This is a genomic window from Atopomonas hussainii (assembly GCF_900109735.1).
Taxonomy (GTDB): domain Bacteria; phylum Pseudomonadota; class Gammaproteobacteria; order Pseudomonadales; family Pseudomonadaceae; genus Atopomonas; species Atopomonas hussainii.
In genome coordinates, this window is sequence record NZ_FOAS01000003.1 from 45,040 (window position 1) to 63,083 (window position 18,044).

The 18,044-nt window shown below is 59.6% G+C and carries 16 protein-coding genes; 12 read left to right on the forward strand and 4 right to left on the reverse strand.

Annotated features, from left to right (window positions below):
• Window positions 1–148: 148 nt before the first annotated feature.
• Genes BMX80_RS03300 through BMX80_RS03310 form a run of 3 tightly spaced genes read right to left on the reverse strand, consistent with a single transcriptional unit; the run spans window position 149 to window position 2,001 of the window.
• Window positions 149–664, reverse strand: coding sequence for a glycine cleavage system transcriptional repressor (locus BMX80_RS03300; RefSeq protein WP_071870875.1), 516 nt, complete (start codon window positions 662–664; stop codon window positions 149–151).
• Between the two features lie 3 nt (window positions 665–667).
• Window positions 668–1,135, reverse strand: a complete 468-nt coding sequence (locus tag BMX80_RS03305) for a GNAT family N-acetyltransferase (RefSeq protein WP_074865103.1) — start codon at window positions 1,133–1,135, stop codon at window positions 668–670.
• Entirely contained in the window at window positions 1,132–2,001 is an 870-nt protein-coding gene (locus tag BMX80_RS03310; RefSeq protein ID WP_074865106.1) for an HDOD domain-containing protein, read from the reverse strand. Before BMX80_RS03310 ends, BMX80_RS03305 begins: the two co-directional genes overlap by 4 nt.
• Before the next feature lie 183 nt (window positions 2,002–2,184).
• On the opposite strand from BMX80_RS03310, the gene BMX80_RS03315 reads away from it, so the two are divergent.
• From BMX80_RS03315 to BMX80_RS03355, 9 genes are all read left to right on the forward strand, one after another.
• Window positions 2,185–3,378: a class I SAM-dependent rRNA methyltransferase gene (locus BMX80_RS03315; RefSeq protein WP_074865109.1), complete on the forward strand. Its 1,194-nt coding sequence runs from the start codon at window positions 2,185–2,187 to the stop codon at window positions 3,376–3,378.
• 69 nt (window positions 3,379–3,447) lie between these two features.
• Entirely contained in the window at window positions 3,448–5,196 is a 1,749-nt protein-coding gene (locus BMX80_RS03320) for a potassium/proton antiporter (RefSeq protein ID WP_074865112.1), read from the forward strand.
• 123 nt (window positions 5,197–5,319) lie between these two features.
• The gene (mscK, locus tag BMX80_RS03325) at window positions 5,320–8,610 is read left to right on the forward strand and encodes a mechanosensitive channel MscK (RefSeq protein ID WP_074865114.1); all 3,291 of its coding nucleotides are present in this window, start codon (window positions 5,320–5,322) and stop codon (window positions 8,608–8,610) included.
• Window positions 8,611–8,697: 87 nt separating this feature from the next.
• Window positions 8,698–10,152: a protein adenylyltransferase SelO gene (locus BMX80_RS03330; protein ID WP_407922772.1), complete on the forward strand. Its 1,455-nt coding sequence runs from the start codon at window positions 8,698–8,700 to the stop codon at window positions 10,150–10,152.
• Between the two features lie 78 nt (window positions 10,153–10,230).
• Entirely contained in the window at window positions 10,231–10,572 is a 342-nt protein-coding gene (locus BMX80_RS03335; RefSeq protein WP_139214008.1) for a hypothetical protein, read from the forward strand.
• A 106-nt stretch (window positions 10,573–10,678) separates the two neighbouring features.
• A complete protein-coding gene (locus tag BMX80_RS03340) occupies window positions 10,679–12,460 on the forward strand; it encodes an SLC13 family permease (RefSeq protein ID WP_074865123.1) in 1,782 nt (593 codons plus the stop codon).
• 150 nt (window positions 12,461–12,610) lie between these two features.
• Window positions 12,611–13,885: a bifunctional O-acetylhomoserine aminocarboxypropyltransferase/cysteine synthase gene (locus BMX80_RS03345; protein WP_074865126.1), complete on the forward strand. Its 1,275-nt coding sequence runs from the start codon at window positions 12,611–12,613 to the stop codon at window positions 13,883–13,885.
• A 63-nt stretch (window positions 13,886–13,948) separates the two neighbouring features.
• Entirely contained in the window at window positions 13,949–14,380 is a 432-nt protein-coding gene (locus BMX80_RS03350) for a YiiD C-terminal domain-containing protein (RefSeq protein ID WP_074865129.1), read from the forward strand.
• A gap of 69 nt (window positions 14,381–14,449) precedes the next feature.
• Entirely contained in the window at window positions 14,450–15,274 is an 825-nt protein-coding gene (locus BMX80_RS03355; RefSeq protein ID WP_071870886.1) for a universal stress protein, read from the forward strand.
• A 49-nt stretch (window positions 15,275–15,323) separates the two neighbouring features.
• On the opposite strand, the gene BMX80_RS03360 is transcribed toward BMX80_RS03355, so the two are convergent.
• On the reverse strand, window positions 15,324–16,091 hold the full coding sequence (locus BMX80_RS03360) for a ParA family protein (protein WP_074865555.1): 768 nt from the start codon (window positions 16,089–16,091) through the stop codon (window positions 15,324–15,326).
• A 206-nt stretch (window positions 16,092–16,297) separates the two neighbouring features.
• Here BMX80_RS03360 and BMX80_RS03365 point away from each other — a divergent pair, with 206 nt between their 5' ends.
• The 3 genes from BMX80_RS03365 to BMX80_RS03375 are packed head-to-tail and all read left to right on the forward strand — an operon-like array spanning window position 16,298 to window position 18,038.
• Window positions 16,298–17,023 carry a beta-ketoacyl synthase chain length factor gene (locus BMX80_RS03365; protein WP_139214018.1) on the forward strand — a complete coding sequence of 242 codons (726 nt, stop codon included), beginning with the start codon at window positions 16,298–16,300 and terminating at the stop codon, window positions 17,021–17,023.
• Window positions 16,993–17,781, forward strand: a complete 789-nt coding sequence (locus BMX80_RS03370; RefSeq protein ID WP_074865132.1) for a lysophospholipid acyltransferase family protein — start codon at window positions 16,993–16,995, stop codon at window positions 17,779–17,781. Before BMX80_RS03365 ends, BMX80_RS03370 begins: the two co-directional genes overlap by 31 nt.
• Window positions 17,778–18,038, forward strand: a complete 261-nt coding sequence (locus BMX80_RS03375) for a phosphopantetheine-binding protein (protein ID WP_074865134.1) — start codon at window positions 17,778–17,780, stop codon at window positions 18,036–18,038. The genes BMX80_RS03370 and BMX80_RS03375 overlap by 4 nt, the downstream gene beginning before the upstream one ends.
• Window positions 18,039–18,044: the final 6 nt, after the last annotated feature.

The following is an 18,044-nucleotide window of genomic DNA, read 5'->3' on the forward strand; positions in this document are numbered from 1 at the left end:
GGGCGCCATCACAGTGTAGACGCGAAACAGGTCACACAAAACACAAGCAAACGTGAATCGCTTCACATTTTTGGCTTTTTTACCTTAAGCCGGCCACAGCCCCTACGGAGCCTGCCTTGGCGCACGCTCAGGCTATGGCCTTGGCGACTTAATCGATGCCGAGTTTTAGCTCCACCATCAGGTCATCGGCCAGCGCTTCTAGATGCTCTTTCAAATCGGCCGTGGATAAGCTTGCCGGCACCGCCAGTAACGCCTCGGCATGGAACAGCGGCTCGCCCGACATCGGCGCCGGACGCACCTCGGTGGTGAGGCTTTCCACGTTCACGCCGCGTTCGGCCAAGTGCCGGCTGATATCCCGCACGATACCGGCGCGATCGTTGCCCAGCAGGTCTAAACGCATGGCTTGCCACTGACCACCGGGGTTATCGCCACTGGCGGCCACTTGCACGCGAATATTGTGCGCGGCCAAGCCTTCCAGCTCGGCGAGTAGCGGCTGGCTATCCGCCTCAGCCACGGCCACGCGCAGAATGCCGGCGAACTGCCCAGCCATACGCGCCATGCGGCTTTCCAACCAGTTGCCACCGTGGGCGGCCACCACTTTCGCCAGTCGCTCGACCAAGCCGGGCTGATCCGGCGCCATCACGGTTAAGATCCAATGCTGCATGCTTTACTCCTCTGCCATGGCCGGCGGCAGGGCCAACCAATAGGTAAAAAACTCCTCATCGCGCACAAAGCCCAGCTGCTCATACAAGCCTTGCGCGGCGAAATTGCTGTGCGCGGTTTCTAACTGCACGCCACACGCGCCACTGGCCTCGGCCTGTTTGCGCACCGCTTGCAGCAAGGTTTTGCCCACGCCTTGGCGGCGCACTGAGCTATCCACATACATATCATGCAGCAGCCAAGCCGGGCTCAGTTGCAGCGAGGCGAAGAAGGGATAGAGCAAGGCGAAACCGAGCATCTTGCCCTGTTGCTCGAGCAACAGAATCACCGCCTCACGGTGCTGCAAACGCTCGGCTAAAAAGGCACGAATATCTTTTAAAGGCGCGGGGCGCTCATAGAAGGTCAGATAGGCGGCGAACAAGGGCACTAAGGCGGCGACATCCGCCTCTTCGGCTTTACGCACGGTAAAGGTCACAGTGAGCCGCCCATGTCGCGCAGGGTTTCTTTGATTTGCTCGAAGTCGTATTCCGACAGGCCCATGTACTCCAGCACAAAGGTTTGAATCGACGCCCACTCACGGTCTTCGGTTTGATTGCCCAAGGTGCGCGAGGTCTGGCAAATGTGCTCGGCCATTTTCAAAATCGCCAGCAAGGTGCGCAGGTTAGAGTCGCGACTGGACGACTCGGAGAAAATCGACAGCGCATTGTGGTGATTGGCAATCGCATCGCACAAATGTTTGGGCAGGCGCCACGACTTAGCGGTGTAAAAACCCACCACCGCATGGTTGGTGTTGTAGCGGCGATTTTCCGTATCGACGATACGCCACTCAGGACTGGCACTGGCGTAGGCCTCTTCCATCACGCTGATGAAATCGGCAAAGCGCCCGAGCATCAGCGGAATGCCGCAGTTGTGGAACAAGCCCAGCGAATAGGCCTCGTCCGGTGCTTGGTAGCCGAGGCGCTTGGCCAAGCTCATGCAAGTCATGGCCACGTCTTGTGCGGTGTCCCAAAAGCGATTGAGCTGGACGATGGTTTCATCGCTCATCTCGCCTTTGATCGACAGCGCGTTGACCAAGTTGATGACCATCTTGCTGCCCAGCAGGTTGACCGCCTGCTGGATCGAACTAATCGTGTTCGACAAGCCAAAAAAAGGTGAGTTGACGACCTTCAATAAGGCGCCAGAAAGCCCTGGGTCTTGGCTGATTAATTTAGCGATATTGCGCAAATCTGGCTCAGGCATGACTTGCTCCATCTGCAAGTCGACCATGATTTGCGGTTGCGGCGGCACGCTGATGCCTTGCAGTGCCTGGAGGATTTGCGCCTCATCCAGTTCGTAGCTCATGCCGAGCACTCCCTCAGCGGTAACCTCTGCAGTGTAATCCATGCTGGGCTTTCTCTCCGGAAACAAACTGTACACGGTCAACGCCGGCGTACTTCCTGACTAACACGCGAGCTACAGGCGGATAAATTCGACCATCGGCCGGCAGTGCGACGGGTATAATCGCGCTTTTTGCGGAGCCGAGCCATGTCCCTGCCTATCCTCAGTTTGAAAAATAATGCCGAGCGCCGTCTGCGCGCTGGCCACCTGTGGATTTACAGCAACGAAGTGGACGTTGCCTTGACCCCTCTCAATGCTTTTGAGGCTGGCGACCAAGCGCTGGTGCAAACCGCCTCGGGCAAGCCGCTGGGCATTGCCGTACTCAGCCCGAAGAACCTGATTTGCGGCCGCCTGATCAGCCGCGACGCCAAGCACAAGCTGGATAAGTCGCTGCTGGTGCACCGCTTCAACATCGCCTTAAGCCTGCGTGAGCGCGCCTTTAGCGAGCCCTGCTACCGCCTGATCTACGGCGACAGCGACCTGCTGCCGGGGCTGGTGGTTGACCGCTTCTTCGATATCGCCGTGGTGCAAATCAGCTCGGCCGCCATGGAACTGCACAAAGACGCCATCGTCGACGCCTTGGTGCAGGTGCTTAAACCTAGCGGCATCGTGTTTAAAAACGATGGCAGCGCGCGTGCCGCCGAAGAACTGCCCAGCTATGTAGACGTCGCCTACGGCGAAGTGCCCGACTGGGTGCCGCTGGTGGAAAACGGCGTGCGCTTTGAAGCCCCCGTACTGGCTGGGCAGAAAACCGGCTGGTTCTACGATCACCGCATGAACCGCGCCCGTCTGGCGCCCTATGTGGCCGGTAAGCGCGTGCTGGATTTATTCAGCTACATCGGCGGTTGGGGTATTCAGGCTGCGGCGTTTGGCGCCAGCGAAGTGATGTGCGTGGATGCCTCGGGCTTTGCCTTAGATGGCGTCGAGCGCAACGCCGCACTGAACGGTTTGAGCGAAAGCGTGGTTGCCGTCGAAGGCGATGTGTTCGCCGCCCTGCGCGAGCTGAAAGCCGCCGAAGAGCGCTTCGACGTGATCGTTGCCGATCCGCCGGCCTTTATTAAGCGCAAAAAAGACATCAAAAACGGTGAGGCCGCCTACCGCCGCCTCAACGAGCAAGCCATGCGCCTGCTCAATAAAGACGGCATTCTGGTCAGCGCCAGCTGCTCGATGCACTTGGCCGAAGACAACCTGCAGAACATCCTCTTGGCCAGCAGCCGCCATCTGGATCGCCACCTGCAAATTCTCGAGCGCGGCGCACAAGGCCCCGATCACCCGGTGCACCCGGCCATCGCCGAAACCCGCTATATCAAGAGCCTGACGTGTCGCTTACTCCCTAGCTAATCGCTCATGCCACAGCGGCAGCTGCCATACTCACTGGCAGCTGCCCAATGCCGAGGACTCCCCGCCTTCATGGATGCCGTAACCGTCAACAACCTGTTTCTGATCGGCGCCTTATTGGTCGGCGCGAGCATTTTGGTCAGCTCGTTGTCGTCACGCTTAGGTGTGCCGTTGCTGTTGGTGTTTCTCGGTATTGGCATGCTCGCCGGTGAAGATGGCCCCGGCGATATTCTGTTCGACAACTACCCGTTGGCCTACCTAATCGGCAACTTGGCGCTGGCGATCATTCTCTTTGATGGCGGCCTGCGCACTAAGGTGGAAACCTTCCGCGTGGGTTTAAAGCCGGCGCTGTCGCTGGCCACCGTCGGTGTGCTGGTCACCGCCGGGCTGACTGGCTGGGCGGCGATGTGGCTTTTTGACTTAAGCCTGATGGAAGGCTTACTGCTGGGCGCGATTGTCAGCTCGACCGATGCCGCGGCGGTGTTTTCGCTGCTCAGCGGCCACGGCTTGTCACTCAACCAGCGGGTGTCTTCCACGCTGGAGATCGAATCCGGCAGCAACGACCCGATGGCGGTGTTTCTTACCATCAGCCTGATCGACATCATCCGTTTGGATGGCAGCTTTAGCAGCAGCTTTTTGCTGGCCTTAGTGCAGCAGTTTTCCATCGGCATCTTGTTTGGCTTAGGCGGCGGCTGGTTGCTGGTGCGTTTAATCAACCGCATGCAATTGGCGCAAGGCTTGTACCCGCTATTGGCGATCAGCGCCGGGCTTACTGTGTTTGCCGGCACCAACGCGGTGGGCGGCAGCGGTTTCTTGGCGATTTATCTGGCCGGTTTAATGCTCGGCAACCACGCGGTGCGCAGCCGTCACGGCATTTTGCACATGAGCGACGGCCTCGCTTGGCTTGGGCAAATCGGCATGTTCTTGGTGCTAGGTTTGTTAGTTACCCCGCACGAACTGCTGCCCATCGCCCTGCCGGCACTCGGCCTTGCCCTGTGGTTGATGCTCGTGGCGCGGCCATTGTCGGTGGTGCTGGGCTTGCTGCCCTTTCGCAGCTTTCACCTGCCCGAGCGCGGCTTTATCAGCTGGGTGGGGCTGCGCGGAGCGGTGCCGATTATTCTCGCGGTGTTCCCCATGATGGCCGGCCTTGAGCAGGCGCAGCTGTTCTTTAACGTGGCGTTTTTTATCGTGCTGATCTCGCTGCTGCTGCAAGGCACCAGCCTGCCTTTGGCGGCGCGCATCGCCAAGGTTGAAGTGCCGCCGCAGCTCACCCCCACCAGCCGCGCCGGGCTAGAGCCGTGGCCAACCAGCGACTGGGAGCTATTCACCTATCAGCTGGGCAAAGACAACTGGTGCGTCGGCGCGCCACTGCGTGACCTGCACATGCCACCGGGCACCCGCGTGGCGATTCTGTTTCGCGGTGATGACTCTCTGCCGCCCACCGGCAGCACTGTGCTGGAGGTGAGCGATATCTTGTGCGTGGTCGGTCGCGAGAGCGATATTCCCGCCCTCGGCAAGCTGTTTAGCCAAGCGCCCGAGCGCAAGCTGGGCACCCGTTTCTTCGGTGACTTCGTGCTGGAAAGCGGCGCGCCGCTGCTCGATGTCGCGCGCCTGTATGGCTTAAAGCTCGGCGAAGACGACGACCCGCAAATGCTGCTGGGGGCAAAAATTGCTCAGCTGATTGGCGGGGAACCTGTGGTCGGTGATGCCGTCGAATGGCTACAACTAACTTGGACCGTTGCCGCGCTGGATGACGGCCAGATCCGCAAAATCGGCGTGCGTCTGCCGCATGGCAGCCAAGGGCCAAAATTGTTTTTCTAACATGGCACTGATTAAATCGCGGCAACAAAACGCCGTGTCTTACGGCCGCGCGGCGTAGTGCAACCTGTGCCCTTCTGCTCAATCAACAACCCAAGCCCATTGCGCCTCGGCGCTAGGAACTTTATGCGTTTGACCACCCTGCTTGTCAGCCTGCTGTTCACCTTGCAACTCGGCTTAGTGCACGCCGAGGAGCAACCGCTGCCTAAGCGCGATGCGCTGCAGCAACAGCTCGAAAGCCTGCCTGAACGCAAACTCAGCGAAGCCGATGAAAAGATCGTGCGCAACGCGCTGGAAAAGTCTGTGATATTTATCGACCAGCTCAGCGAAACCCGCGAGCGGCGCAACCAGCTCACCGAGCAGCTGGATAAAGCGCCCAAGCAGATCAGCGATGCGCAGCGCGAAATGGGCCGCTTGCAAGAACTCTCGGAAGAAGCACTGCTACAACGCCACCAAGCCCTCGACCTGAATACCCTAACCAGTCGCTTGGGCGAGAAAACCAGTCAGCTGTCGGTGTGGCAAAGTGACTTGTCAGCCGCCAACAACCTGCTGATCACCACCCAGACCCGCCCCGAACGCGCGCAAAACGAGCTGACCGCCGCACAAGCGCGCCTGATCACGGTCAACACCCAGCTTATCAGCGGGCGCAACAGCAGCCGCGAACTGCGCAGCGAAGAAATTCAGCGCCTGAAAATCGAACGCCAAGCGTTAGAAGAACGCTCGCAGCTGAACCGCGACGAGCTGGCCAGTAACGGCGTGCTGCAAGAGTTAGCCAACAATCGCCGCAACTTGCTGACCAAGCGCATCGCCCTGAGCGAGCAGGAAATTCAAATTCTGCAGCAGATGATCAGCCAAAAGCGCTTGGCCGAAAGCGAAGCCGCCGTCGCTCAAGCCAACAGCGGCGCCCAAGGCGCGCCCGACAGCGTGTTGGCCAGACAGAGCCGCCTCAACCAGCAGCTCAGCGAATACCTGCTGAGCACCACCGCGCGCCTCAATGAATTAAACCGCCTGACCCAAGAAGGTCGCCAACAGCTGGATAACCTGCGACAAATCGAGCGCGCGCTGGATGAGCAAATCAACGTGCTCAAAGGCAGCCTGCTGCTGTCGAAAATCCTCTACCAGCAGAAGCAAGCCCTGCCCAAACTGCACTTGGATAACCGCCTCACCGACGAAATTGGCGACTTGCGCCTCTACCAATTCGAGCTGGGCAAGCGCCGCCAAGAGCTCAGCAACCCCGATGTGTATCTCGATGCACAACTGGAAAAAGAGCCGCCAGAAAACATCACCCCGCTGCTGCGCGATGAGCTACAGCGCTTGGTCAGCAACCGCCGCGATTTAATGGAGCGTTTGAACGGCGAGCTAAACAGCGTGCTCACCCAAGCGATTAACCTGCAGCTGATTCAAAAAGACCTGCAGCGCAGCAGCACGCACTTAAGCGAAACCTTAGAAGCGCAGATGTTCTGGATTCCCAGCAACCGCCCGCTGGACTGGAAATGGCTGCAAAGCGTGCCGGAACTGTTTGTTGCCGAGGTCGAAGACCTGCCTGGTCTGCGCTCGCTGCAAGAAGCGGGCGGCAGCATCGACAACCCACTGTTTTACTTCCCGGCCATCGCGCTGATTCTGTTTTTGCTGCAGCGCCGCAATGCCATCAAGGCCAAGCTGGAAGAGTTAAAAAGCAAAGTCGGCCACTACCAGCACGACAATCAACTGGTCACGCCGTATGCCCTGCTGCTGCACAGTTTGTTAGCGCTGCCCATTCCGTTGATTTTCCTCTGCACCAGCTACTTGCTAACCAGCACGCCGGGGCACGACCCGGTGATGGTGCAGACATTAGTGGAAATGGCCGCCCTGTGGTGGGCGATGGCCTTTGCCCGACGCATCCTCAGCCATAACAAGGTGGCCGAACGGCATTTCCGCTGGGACCCGGCCCGCGTGCAGCTGATTCGCCGCAAGATCTTTCTCATCGGCTGCCTGCTGTTCCCGCTGATTCTGGTGGTCAACGTGGCCGCCCTGCAGCCTGCGCGCTTGGCCAGCGATGTGATTGGCATCTTCTTTTGCCTAATCAGCTTCTCGGCGCTGAGCGTGATTTCGTGGCAGCTGTTCCGCAAGCAACCGCCGCTACTGAATTCGCACACCATTCACTTTTTTGCCGGGCTAACCATGGTCTGCCTGCCGCTGGCTCTGCTGGCGATGGTTTTCATGGGCTACTTCTACACCGCACTGAAACTATTCGGCCTGTATGTCCTGACCTTGGCCATGCTCGCCGGCTGGATTCTGCTCGAAGCCATGTTTGTGCGCGGCATGAGCTTGGCCGCGCGCCGTTTGGCCTACCAACGCGCCCTCAAACGCCGCGAAGGCAACACCCGCGAAGGCGCCGACGGCAGCGAACTGAGCGACGACAACGAGCTGGATATCGAGCAAATCAACCAGCAATCGCTGCGTCTGATTCGCCTCGCGCTGATGGCGATCTTCTTTATCAGCCTGTACTGGGTGTGGGCCGACCTGCTCAGCGTGGTGAATTACCTCGAAACCGTCACCCTGTGGGAATACAGCAGCGAAACCCCAGAAGGCCCCGCCTTAGTGCCGATCAGCGTGCGCGATGTGCTGGCTGCCTTGCTGGTGGTGGCCGTCACCGTCGCCTTGGGGCGCAACCTGCCCGGCCTCTTGGAAGTGCTGGTGCTGTCGAAGATGCACTTAAAGCAAGGCAGCTCCTACGCCATTACCACCTTGCTGTCGTATGTGATTACCGCCATCGGTATTGTCAGCGCCATGAGTTCGCTCGGGGTCAGCTGGGACAAACTGCAATGGCTGGTCGCCGCGCTCTCGGTGGGTTTGGGCTTTGGCTTGCAGGAAATCTTCGCCAACTTTGTCTCGGGCCTGATCATTCTGTTCGAGCGCCCGGTGCGCATTGGTGACACCGTCACCCTCGGCAATCTGTCTGGCACAGTCAGCCGCATTCGTATCCGCGCCACCACCATCACCGACTTCGACCGCAAAGAAATCATCGTGCCGAACAAGGTGTTCGTCACCGATCAGCTGATCAACTGGACGCTCACCGACGCCGTCACCCGCGTGGTGCTAAATGTCGGCGTGGCCTATGGCTCAGACCTTGCGCTAACCAAACAACTGCTGCTGCAAGCGGTGCGCGAAAACAGCCGGGTGATGAGCGAGCCCGAGCCGCAAGTGCTGTTCTTGGTGTTCGGCGAAAGCACGTTGGATCACGAAGTGCGCTTCCATGTGCGCGAGTTGGGCGACCGCTTAGCGGCCACCGACGAAATCAACCGGCGCATCGATCAGCTGTTCCGTGAGCACCACATCGAGATCGCCTTCCGTCAGCTGGATATCTTCGTGAAAAACTTCAAAGGCGAAGAACAGCAGCTAGTCGACAAGCGCGAACTACCGCCCAGCCAAGGCTAAGCGGAGCAAACGCAGCCCCGCGCCAACTGGCCAGCCAGCACAAACCCGAGCACAATGCTCGGGTTTGTTGTTGCAGGAGCCGCTGTCGTGCGCTGGGCCGAATTACCCTTTGATAATCACTTTGCCCGTCTTGGCGAGGCCTTCTACACCCGCGTAGAACCCACCCCGCTGCGCGAACCGCAACTGGCCGTGGTCAGCCCCAGCGTGCTGGAGTTACTCGGCCTCGACGCCGACACCGCCAACGACCCAGCCTTAGTCAGCGTGTGCGCCGGAGCGCAGCGCTGGGCCGACAGCGACCCGCTGGCGATGATCTACGCCGGCCACCAGTTTGGCGGCTACAACCCGCAGCTTGGCGATGGCCGTGGCTTGCTACTCGGCCAAGTGCGCGACGCCCACGGCAGCTCATGGGACTTGCACCTAAAAGGAGCGGGCTTAACACCCTATTCACGCATGGGCGATGGCCGCGCGGTGCTGCGCTCGTCGATTCGTGAATTTCTCGCCAGCGAATACTTAGCCGCCCTAGGCATTCCCACCACCCGCGCGCTGTGCGTGATCAGCTCCAACTCGCCGGTACAGCGCGAGCAGCTGGAGCGCGGTGCTAGCCTGCTGCGCGTGGCGCCCTGTCACCTGCGCTTTGGCCACTTCGAGCTGTTCTATTACCGCCAACAGTTCGACCGGCTCAAACAGCTCGCTGACTACGCCCTTGAGCACTACTTCCCCAGCGCGCAACAGCAAGCCCAGCCCTACGCCGCGCTGTATACCGAGGTGGTGCAGCGCACCGCCAACTTGCTCGCGTATTGGCAAGCCTATGGCTTCTGTCATGGCGTGATGAACACCGACAACATGGCGCTCACCGGGCAAACCTTCGACTTCGGCCCCTACGCCTTTCTCGATGATTACGAGCCGGGCTATATCTGCAACGCCTCCGACGACTACGGCCGCTACGCCTTTAACCGTCAGGTGGATATCGCCGCGTGGAACCTCGCCGCCTTCGCCCAAGCGCTCACCCCGCTGGTGGACGGCGAACAGCTACGCAGCCTGCACGCGCAGTTTTTACCGCAGTACCAAAATGCCTTCTTGGCCCTCATGCGCCAGCGCTTGGGCTTAAGCAGCGCGCTAGCCGGTGATGACGAGCTGACCCGCGACTGGCTGAGCCTGCTCGCCCGTAGCCAAGCGGACTTTCACTTAAGCCACCGCCGCCTAAGCAGCACGCCGCAAGCCGAGCTTATGCAGCAGGCCGAGCACTTCGCCGATTTAACCGGCGCCCGCCAGTGGCTCAGCGCCTACCAACAGCGCCTGCAGCAACAACCCGGCGACGACAGCCAACGCATGGCCGCCATGCAAGCGGTTAACCCACTGTATGTGCTGCGCAATCACCTAGCGCAACAGGTCATCCGCGCCGCGGAAAACAACGACTTCGCCCCACTGCGCCGCCTGCACCGCGTGCTCAGCCAACCCTTTAGCGCACAACCGGGCTGCGACGACTTAAGCAGCGCCCCGCCGGAAGACGGTAAGCGCTTGTGCATTAGCTGCTCGTCTTAAGGCATACGCAGAACCATGGCTCGCCTGTCCACCTTTCAAAGCGCAAAAACGCTGCTGCGCTGCCTAGCGGCTCTCTTCATGGCCGCTCTGTTAGCGGGCTGCACTGTGAAAACCGACTCGATAAGCCAAGCCAGCGTCACTCAGTGGCAAAACGGCAAACTGCAGGGCGAGGTAAAACCGCTGTCGCCCGTCGCCACCGCTCAGTTTGACGCGTGGCTAACAGACCACCGCTGGGGCTGGCTGCCGGTGCACGGCACTTTTTTACCCGCGCTTACCATCAGCCTCACCCATACCGACGGCACAGTCTCTACCGCGAACCTGCGCAAAGACTCATTGGTAATTGGCGACTATCAGCTCCGCCTTGCGGATGCCGAGTATGAATACCTGCGCAACCTACTTAGCTCCCCTGAAAACCGCTAAGCAGCATATTCCTCAAAAGCATATAAATTTCAGAAAACAGTCTTGGACATTCTAAGCCAAGCTTATTTATCGTGGCGCCCTCAGGAAAACCGCCTTTGAGGGTGTCATGCTCGGCGAAACAATGTCTCTGCTACTGGTCGCAGCCTTACTTATCGGTGTGCTGGTAGCGTTTGTCCGCGAAACCTGGAGCCCCGATGTGGTGGCCGGGATTGCCGTGGCCATTTTGCTTGCCGTGCAAATTCTCACCCCTGCCGAAGTGCTCAGCGTGCTGTCTAACCCGGCGCCGATCACTATCGCCTGTATGTTCGTCTTGTCCGCCGCCTTAGAGCGCACCGGCTGTGTGGATGCCCTCGGCGCGTGGCTGAGCAACTTAGTCGGCGGCAGCCCGCTGAAAGCGCTGGCTGGTTTAATGGCCACCGCGATGCTGGTCTCGGCGTTTATCAACAACACCCCGGTGGTCGCCATCATGACCCCGGTAGCGATTGCCTTGGCCGCCCGCGCCGGCACTATGCCCTCTAAGCTGCTGATTCCGCTGTCGTACGCCACCATCATGGGCGGCACGCTAACGCTGATCGGCACCTCGACCAATATTCTGGTCGATGGCGTGGCGCGTAATGCCGGCCTGCCGCCGATTGGCATGTTCGACATCACCTTGCCGGGCCTAGTGATGGCCGCCGTGGGCTTCATCTACATGCTCACCTTCGGCTATCGCCTGCTGCCTGATCGCGAGCCCTTCTCGCGCACCCTGCGCAGCAATACTGGCCGCACCTTTATGAGCGAGCTATTGGTGCCCGCAGGCTCGCCTGTGGTGGGCAAAAGCATCAGCGAGGCCAGCTTAAACGGCGGTTCTGGCCTTAAGGTACTGAAGATTTTCCGCGCCGATGAAGCCATCACCGAGCCGGCCAACACCACTGTTCTGCAGGCCGGCGATCAGCTGGTGCTGCACACCACGCGGCAGGATGTGGTGGAGCTGCGCGAAAGCGGTCTACTGGAGTTCAACCGTGGCGAGGCCTTCGAGACCATCAGCACCCGCGACGTGGTGCTGGCCGAAGCCATCGTGGGGCGAAACTCGCGCTACAGCCATCGCCCGATGCGCGACCTCGACTTAACCGCGCGTTACGGCATTCATGTGCTGGCCGTGCACCGCCAAGACGAAAATATTCAGGGCAACTTGGATGATTTCGAGCTGCAATTTGGCGATGTAATGCTGCTCGAAGGCACCCCCGCGCAGATCAAGCGTTTTGCCGATAACGGTGAGCTGATCAGCCTCAACACCGTGCAAGAGCGCGCCTACCGTCGCGATAAGGCACCGATTGCCATCATCGCTACCCTCGCGGTGATGGTGTTAGCCGCGTTTAAAGTCATGCCCATTGAAGGCTTGGCGATGATCGCTGCCGTCACTGTGCTGGCCACCGGCTGCTTGGATGTCGAAGACGCCTACAAGGCGGTGGAATGGAAGATTCTCGGCCTGATTCTCGGCATGCTCGCGGTCAGTATCGCGATGGACAAGGTCGGGCTGGTGAGCGTGATTGTCGATGGCGTGATGGCGGTGACGCCCACCGCGCACCCGCTGATCATGCTGGCGTTTATCTACTTTATGACCTCGGCGCTGACCGAAGTGCTGTCGAACAACGCCGTGGCGGTACTGATCGCGCCGATTGGTATTGGCTTGGCAGAAACCTTAGGCGTGAGCCCCATGCCCTTTGTGGTCGCGGTGATGTTCGCTGCCAGCGCCAGCTTTGCCACGCCGATTGGCTACCAAACCAACACCTTTGTGTATAACGCCGGCGGCTACCGCTTTACCGACTTTATGAAAGTCGGCAGCCCGCTGAACTTTTTAATGTGGATTGTGGGGATGATCGTCATCCCACTGTGTTTCCCTTTCTAAGCCCGCACTTGCTCCGTTGTAACCCCGTTTCATAGGCACGGCTTGCCGTGCCGAAACCAAGGGCTATCCCGTCACACCTCTTTGGATGTATTGAACCCTGCGCGCGGCTCGGCCATGCTCGGGGTTTTCTTGCCTGCTTCGAGGGACCCGATGAAACGCGAAACCTTAGCCATCCACGCCGGTTACAGCCCAGACCCGACCACTAAAGCGGTGGCGGTGCCTATCTACCAGACCAGCTCATACGCCTTCGATAGCACCCAACACGGCGCCGACCTGTTCGATTTAAAAGTGCCGGGCAATATCTACACCCGGATCATGAACCCCACCCACGACGTGCTCGAACAGCGCATTGCCGCGCTGGAAGGCGGCGTCGGCGCACTGGCGGTGGCCTCGGGCATGGCGGCGATCACCTACGCGATTCTCACCTTGGCGCAGGCCGGCGATAACATCATCGCCAGCAGCAAGCTGTACGGCGGCACCTACAACCTGTTTGCCCACACCCTGCCGCGCTACGGCATCGAAGTCCGCTTCGCCGCACACGACGATATCGCCGGCATGGAGCAACTGATCGACGCCAACACCCGCGCGGTGTTCTGTGAGTCGATCGGCAACCCCGCCGGTAATATCACCGACCTCGCCGCGCTAAGCAGCATGGCGCACAGTCACGGCGTACCGGTGATTGTCGACAACACCGTGGCCAGTCCGGCGCTGTGCCGGCCGTTTGAGCACGGCGCGGATATCGTGGTGCACTCGCTGACCAAATACATCGGCGGCCACGGCACCAGCATCGGCGGCATGGTGGTCGACTCCGGTAAATTCCCATGGACCGAGCAGCGCGAGCGCTTCCCGCATTTCAATACCCCGGATGCCTCGTACCACGGCGTGGTGTACACCGAGGCCTTCGGCCCTGCGGCTTTTATCGGCCGCTGCCGTGTGGTGCCGCTGCGCAACATGGGCGCGGCACTGTCACCGTTTAATGCCTTCCTGATTTTGCAGGGGCTGGAAACCTTGCCGCTGCGCATGGAGCGTCACTGCGAAAACGCGCTGAAAGTCGCCGAATTTCTGCAAAACCACGCGCAAGTGGAGTGGGTCAGCTATGCCGGCCTGCCTAGCCACCCCGACCACGCCCTCGCACAGCGCTATATGCAGGGTACCCCAGCGTCGATTCTAAGCTTCGGCATCAAAGGCGGCGCCGAGGCGGGCGCGCGCTTTATCGACGCCCTACAGCTCATCGTGCGCTTGGTTAACATCGGCGATGCCAAATCGCTGGCCTGCCACCCCGCCAGCACCACCCACCGCCAGCTGAATGCCGAAGAACTGGCCCGCGCCGGGGTGAGTGCCGACATGGTGCGCTTGTCGATTGGCATCGAGCACAGCGACGACATTCTCGCCGACCTCGACCAAGCCCTACGCGCCAGCGCTTAAGCCCTAAGCCACACGGCGGCGCGCTCAACGCTGCGCCGCCGCAGCCCAGATAAGGAGAACCGCGTGCTGAAACAACTGCTGGAAGAAAAAATCGACTTCGTTAAACGCATGGGCTTAAAGGCTGAAGTGCTGGAGCGCGGCCATGTCGAGCTACTGGCCCCCGCCGCCGGCAACCAAAACCACATCGGCAGCATGTACGCCGGCGCGCTGTTTACCTTGGCAGAAATCCCCGGTGGCGCGCTGTTTCTCACCAGCTTCAACACGCAGCGTTTTTACCCGGTGCTTAAAGGCATGAACGTCGACTTTAAGCGCCCCGCCTTGGGCGATATTAGCGTTACCGCCCGCCTTAGCGATGCAGAAATTCAGCGCATCGAGCAACAGGCCGAAACCGACGGCAAAGCGCCTTACACCCTGACCCTAGAGCTAAAAGACGCCCAAGGCGCAGTCGTCGCCATCAGCCAAGGCCAGTACCAATTACGCCAAATCGGCCGCTAAACTGTCACAGGTCAACGTAGCGTCACAACGCTGACGCATACTTAACGCACACCGCTAAAGGAGCAGCCCATGCGTTCTCTGATGATTGTTCACGACCTCAGCCATGAAGCCGACGCCGCGCTGCTGCGTGCCGTGCAGCTGAGCCGCCAGCATGATGCCGAGCTGCATGTGCTGCACGTCATTCAAGGGCACTTACCGCCAGCCGTGATGGCCTCCGCCAAAGAAGCCGCTCAGCGCGCGCTGGATGAAAGCCTGCGTCGCACCGGCGCCCCCAGCGATACCCAGCTGACCATCATCCAAGGCCGCGTGGCGGAAACCATCTTAGAGAACTCTCACGAAGGCGACGTCGATTTAATCGTCATGGGCCTGCACCACCAGAAAAGCCCCGAGATGTTTGTCGGCACCACGCTAGAGCGCGTGGTACGGCAAAGCGCCCTGCCGGTGCTGGTGGTGAAAAACGCCGACGGCCAACCCTACGGCCGCGCCAGCATTGCGCTAGATTTCTCGCTGTGCGCCACCCATGCCTTAGGCAACTTGTTCGACTTACTGCCCAGCAATGCCGACATCTTCGCCCTGCACGTGTTCGACCTGCCGGCCTCAGGCTTCTTAGGTCGCCCGCGCAGCACCGAGAAGATGATCGAAACGCAGAAACAAATGATCGCCCAACTGGTGAAAGACGAGCAGGAGCGCTTAGGTGTCGACGGCCCGACCATTCACCACGACGTGCGCCAAGGCGGCATCGCCAATGCGCTGGACGAAAGCATCTACACCCGTCACAGCCAACTTCTGGCCTTGGGCAGCCATGGCCGTGGAGTGATCTCCGAAGCCCTGCTGGGCAGCCTCACCCAGCACTACCTGCGCAATCCCCCGTGTGACTTGCTGATCTGTAAGTAATACAGAGTGCAGATAAAACGAAGGGGCCTCGCGGCCCCTTCGATGTTTCTTAACCTTCCAGATGCTCATACAGCGACACAAACTGCTGAGTGAGTTTATGCCGTGGGTCTAAGTAGATCAGCGGCTTACACAGCTGGTGCGATTCACGCATCTTCACCGAGCTGGTCAAGTGCACCGGCAGCACAGGCAACTCTTCGGCGATCAACTCATCCAGCAACTGCTGCGGCAAGCTCGCGCGCGGCTGAAACTGATTGACCACAATGCCTTCCACTTCGAGGTCTTCATTGTGGTCTTCTTTTAAATCCGCCAGCTCATGCAGCAAACCGTACAAGGCCTGGCGCGAGAAGCTGTCGCAATCGAAGGGAATCAAGCAGCGATCGGCGGCGATCAGCGCGGAAACGGTATAAAAATTCAGCGCCGGCGGCGTATCGATATAAATCCGCTCGTAGTCCTTGCTCAAGTTCTCCAACAACTTTCGCAGGTTGTTGATCTTGTGTTTGGCTTCCAGCTTCGGCTGCAGCTCGGCCAACTCCGCCGAGGCAGTGATGATGTGCAGGTTTTCAAACTGGGTTTCATGGATCTGCGCTACCGGCTTCTTAGCAAGAAGCCCAGAGGACAACACCTGCTTAAAAAACTCCGCCATGCCTTCGGGAATCTCATCACCCACCAGCCCAGTTAAGTAATGCGTGGTATTGGCCTGCGCATCCAAATCCACCACCAACGTGCGCAAGCCCTGCTGCGCACTCACCGCCGCCAAATTGCAGGTAATACTCGACTTACCCACCCCGCCTTTTTGGTTAAACACTACGCGTCGCATACCTACCCCCAGCATTCCTGCAGACTAAACCCAGCTTATCGCACCCGTTTCCTTCAGGCCTTGCAGCGTGTATTGGGCACGTAATGTGCTGCGAGCATACGACAACCTGCTGTAGGCCGACAAAAGTTAGGGTGATATCATTCGCGCCCTTGAGTCGAGACGACTCTGCAAGCACTCCCGCAGGGAAGTATGAAGTAGCTCGCAGGATGACCGTGCTGAACTTTTCTATTGCTGCCTGGCAAGCCTGGGCACCCGACATTGATACCTTCGACCGTTGGCTACTTTGGGCCAAGGGTGAAGTGCGCGCGCAAAATGATTACAGCGCGCCCAAGGTCGACTTTTTGCCCGCCATGCAACGACGCCGCCTCAGCCCGCTCGCGCGCATGGCCTTTCACGTCGGCTGGCCGCTGGCGGAGGGCTGTGAGCAGCTGCCGTTAGTGTTTTATTCACGGCATGGCGAAACCGGCCGCACGGCTGAGTTATTGCAATGCTTAGCTAACGCCGAACCACTCTCACCCACCCAGTTTGGCCTTTCTGTACACAACGCGATCATCGGCCAATGGTCAATTCTGCGCGGCGAAACGACCGAAATGACCGCGCTGTCCGGCGGTGAAGACGGCTTTGAACAGGCGCTTATCGAGGCAGCACTCCTGTTACAGGAGCATCCGCAGGTGTTACTCATCGCCGCCGAAGAACAGCCGGCGCCCCTGTATGCCGCCGCTATTGATGATATTCCGCACGCCTATGCATTGGGGCTGCTGTTAAGCCGCGGTTCACAGTGCCAACTGAGCTGGCAAGCCACGGCCAGCTCACCGGCCGCTTCTTTACCTAACCCATTGAACTGGCTACGCCACTGGCTGTTAAACACGCCAGCTTGGCAACACCACGGCACACAACGTAGTTGGAGCTGGCAATGCCACAGAGCGCAGTAAAACAAGACGCCTACTATTGGCGCCTCATCGCCACCGCGCTTAGCTTCAGCGTGTTCGGCATCGGTGGCGTGATCCTCTTACTGGTGGTGTTCCCGCTACAGAGCCTACTACCGGGCGACGCCTTGCAACGCCGCCGTCGTGCGCGCCTTACCGTCAGTCGCCTCTTTATGTTCTTTATTAAGTTCATGCGCGCCATGGGCGTGCTGACCTTTCAGTTCGACGGCGCCGAACGCCTCGGCCGCCCCGGCCAGCTGATTATTGCCAACCATCCTTCGCTACTGGATGTGGTGTTCTTAATTGCCCACCTGCGCGACACCGGCTGCGTGGTCAAAGAGAGCCTGTGGCGCAACCCTAGCATGCGCGGCCCAGTGCAAGCCTGCGGCTACATCAGCAATAACGGCAGCGCTGAGATGCTCGACGACGCCGCGCAAACCCTGCGCGATGGGCAAACCCTGATCATCTTCCCCGAAGGCACGCGCACCACGCCGGGCCTGCCGCCGACCTTCCATCGCGGCGCGGCAGCCATTGCCCTGCGCGGCGCGCAGGTCATTACCCCGGTCTACATCAGCGTTAACCCCACCACGCTGACCAAAGCCGAGCCCTGGTATCGCATCCCCGCACGCCGCATGCACTACCAGCTGCGCGTCGGCGCCGACCTGCAGCCGGCGCAGTATCTAGCGGGGCACTCGGCGCCCATTGCCTCGCGCCATCTCAACCAACAACTCCATCAGCAATACACGCAGGAGCTCGCCGTATGAGCCAACTGGAACAAGAGATCAAAACGCTCATCATTGAGTCCCTCGGCTTAGAGGATATGACGCCCAGCGATATCGACAGCCAAGCGGTTTTATTTGGCGACGGTTTGGGTCTCGACAGTGTCGACGCTTTGGAATTGGGCCTGGCGATTCAAAAGCGCTACGGCATTAAAATCGACGCGGAATCCAAAGACACCCGTGAGCATTTTCGCAACGTGGCCAGCCTAGCGGCCTTTGTCAGCCAGCACCGTAGCGCCTAAGGACGC

Excerpts from the sequence above, each read along its gene's own strand:
- BMX80_RS03300 (WP_071870875.1), bottom strand. The coding sequence starts at position 664 with ATGCAGCATTGGATCTTAACCGTGATGGCGCCGGATCAGCCCGGCTTG.
- BMX80_RS03310 (WP_074865106.1), bottom strand. The coding sequence starts at position 2,001 with ATGAGCTACGAACTGGATGAGGCGCAAATCCTCCAGGCACTGCAAGGC.
- BMX80_RS03315 (WP_074865109.1), top strand. The coding sequence starts at position 2,185 with ATGTCCCTGCCTATCCTCAGTTTGAAAAATAATGCCGAGCGCCGTCTG.
- BMX80_RS03320 (WP_074865112.1), top strand. The coding sequence starts at position 3,448 with ATGGATGCCGTAACCGTCAACAACCTGTTTCTGATCGGCGCCTTATTG.
- mscK (WP_074865114.1), top strand. The coding sequence starts at position 5,320 with ATGCGTTTGACCACCCTGCTTGTCAGCCTGCTGTTCACCTTGCAACTC.
- BMX80_RS03335 (WP_139214008.1), top strand. The coding sequence starts at position 10,231 with ATGGCCGCTCTGTTAGCGGGCTGCACTGTGAAAACCGACTCGATAAGC.
- BMX80_RS03340 (WP_074865123.1), top strand. The coding sequence starts at position 10,679 with ATGCTCGGCGAAACAATGTCTCTGCTACTGGTCGCAGCCTTACTTATC.
- BMX80_RS03345 (WP_074865126.1), top strand. The coding sequence starts at position 12,611 with ATGAAACGCGAAACCTTAGCCATCCACGCCGGTTACAGCCCAGACCCG.
- BMX80_RS03355 (WP_071870886.1), top strand. The coding sequence starts at position 14,450 with ATGCGTTCTCTGATGATTGTTCACGACCTCAGCCATGAAGCCGACGCC.
- BMX80_RS03360 (WP_074865555.1), bottom strand. The coding sequence starts at position 16,091 with ATGCGACGCGTAGTGTTTAACCAAAAAGGCGGGGTGGGTAAGTCGAGT.
- BMX80_RS03365 (WP_139214018.1), top strand. The coding sequence starts at position 16,298 with ATGACCGTGCTGAACTTTTCTATTGCTGCCTGGCAAGCCTGGGCACCC.
- BMX80_RS03375 (WP_074865134.1), top strand. The coding sequence starts at position 17,778 with ATGAGCCAACTGGAACAAGAGATCAAAACGCTCATCATTGAGTCCCTC.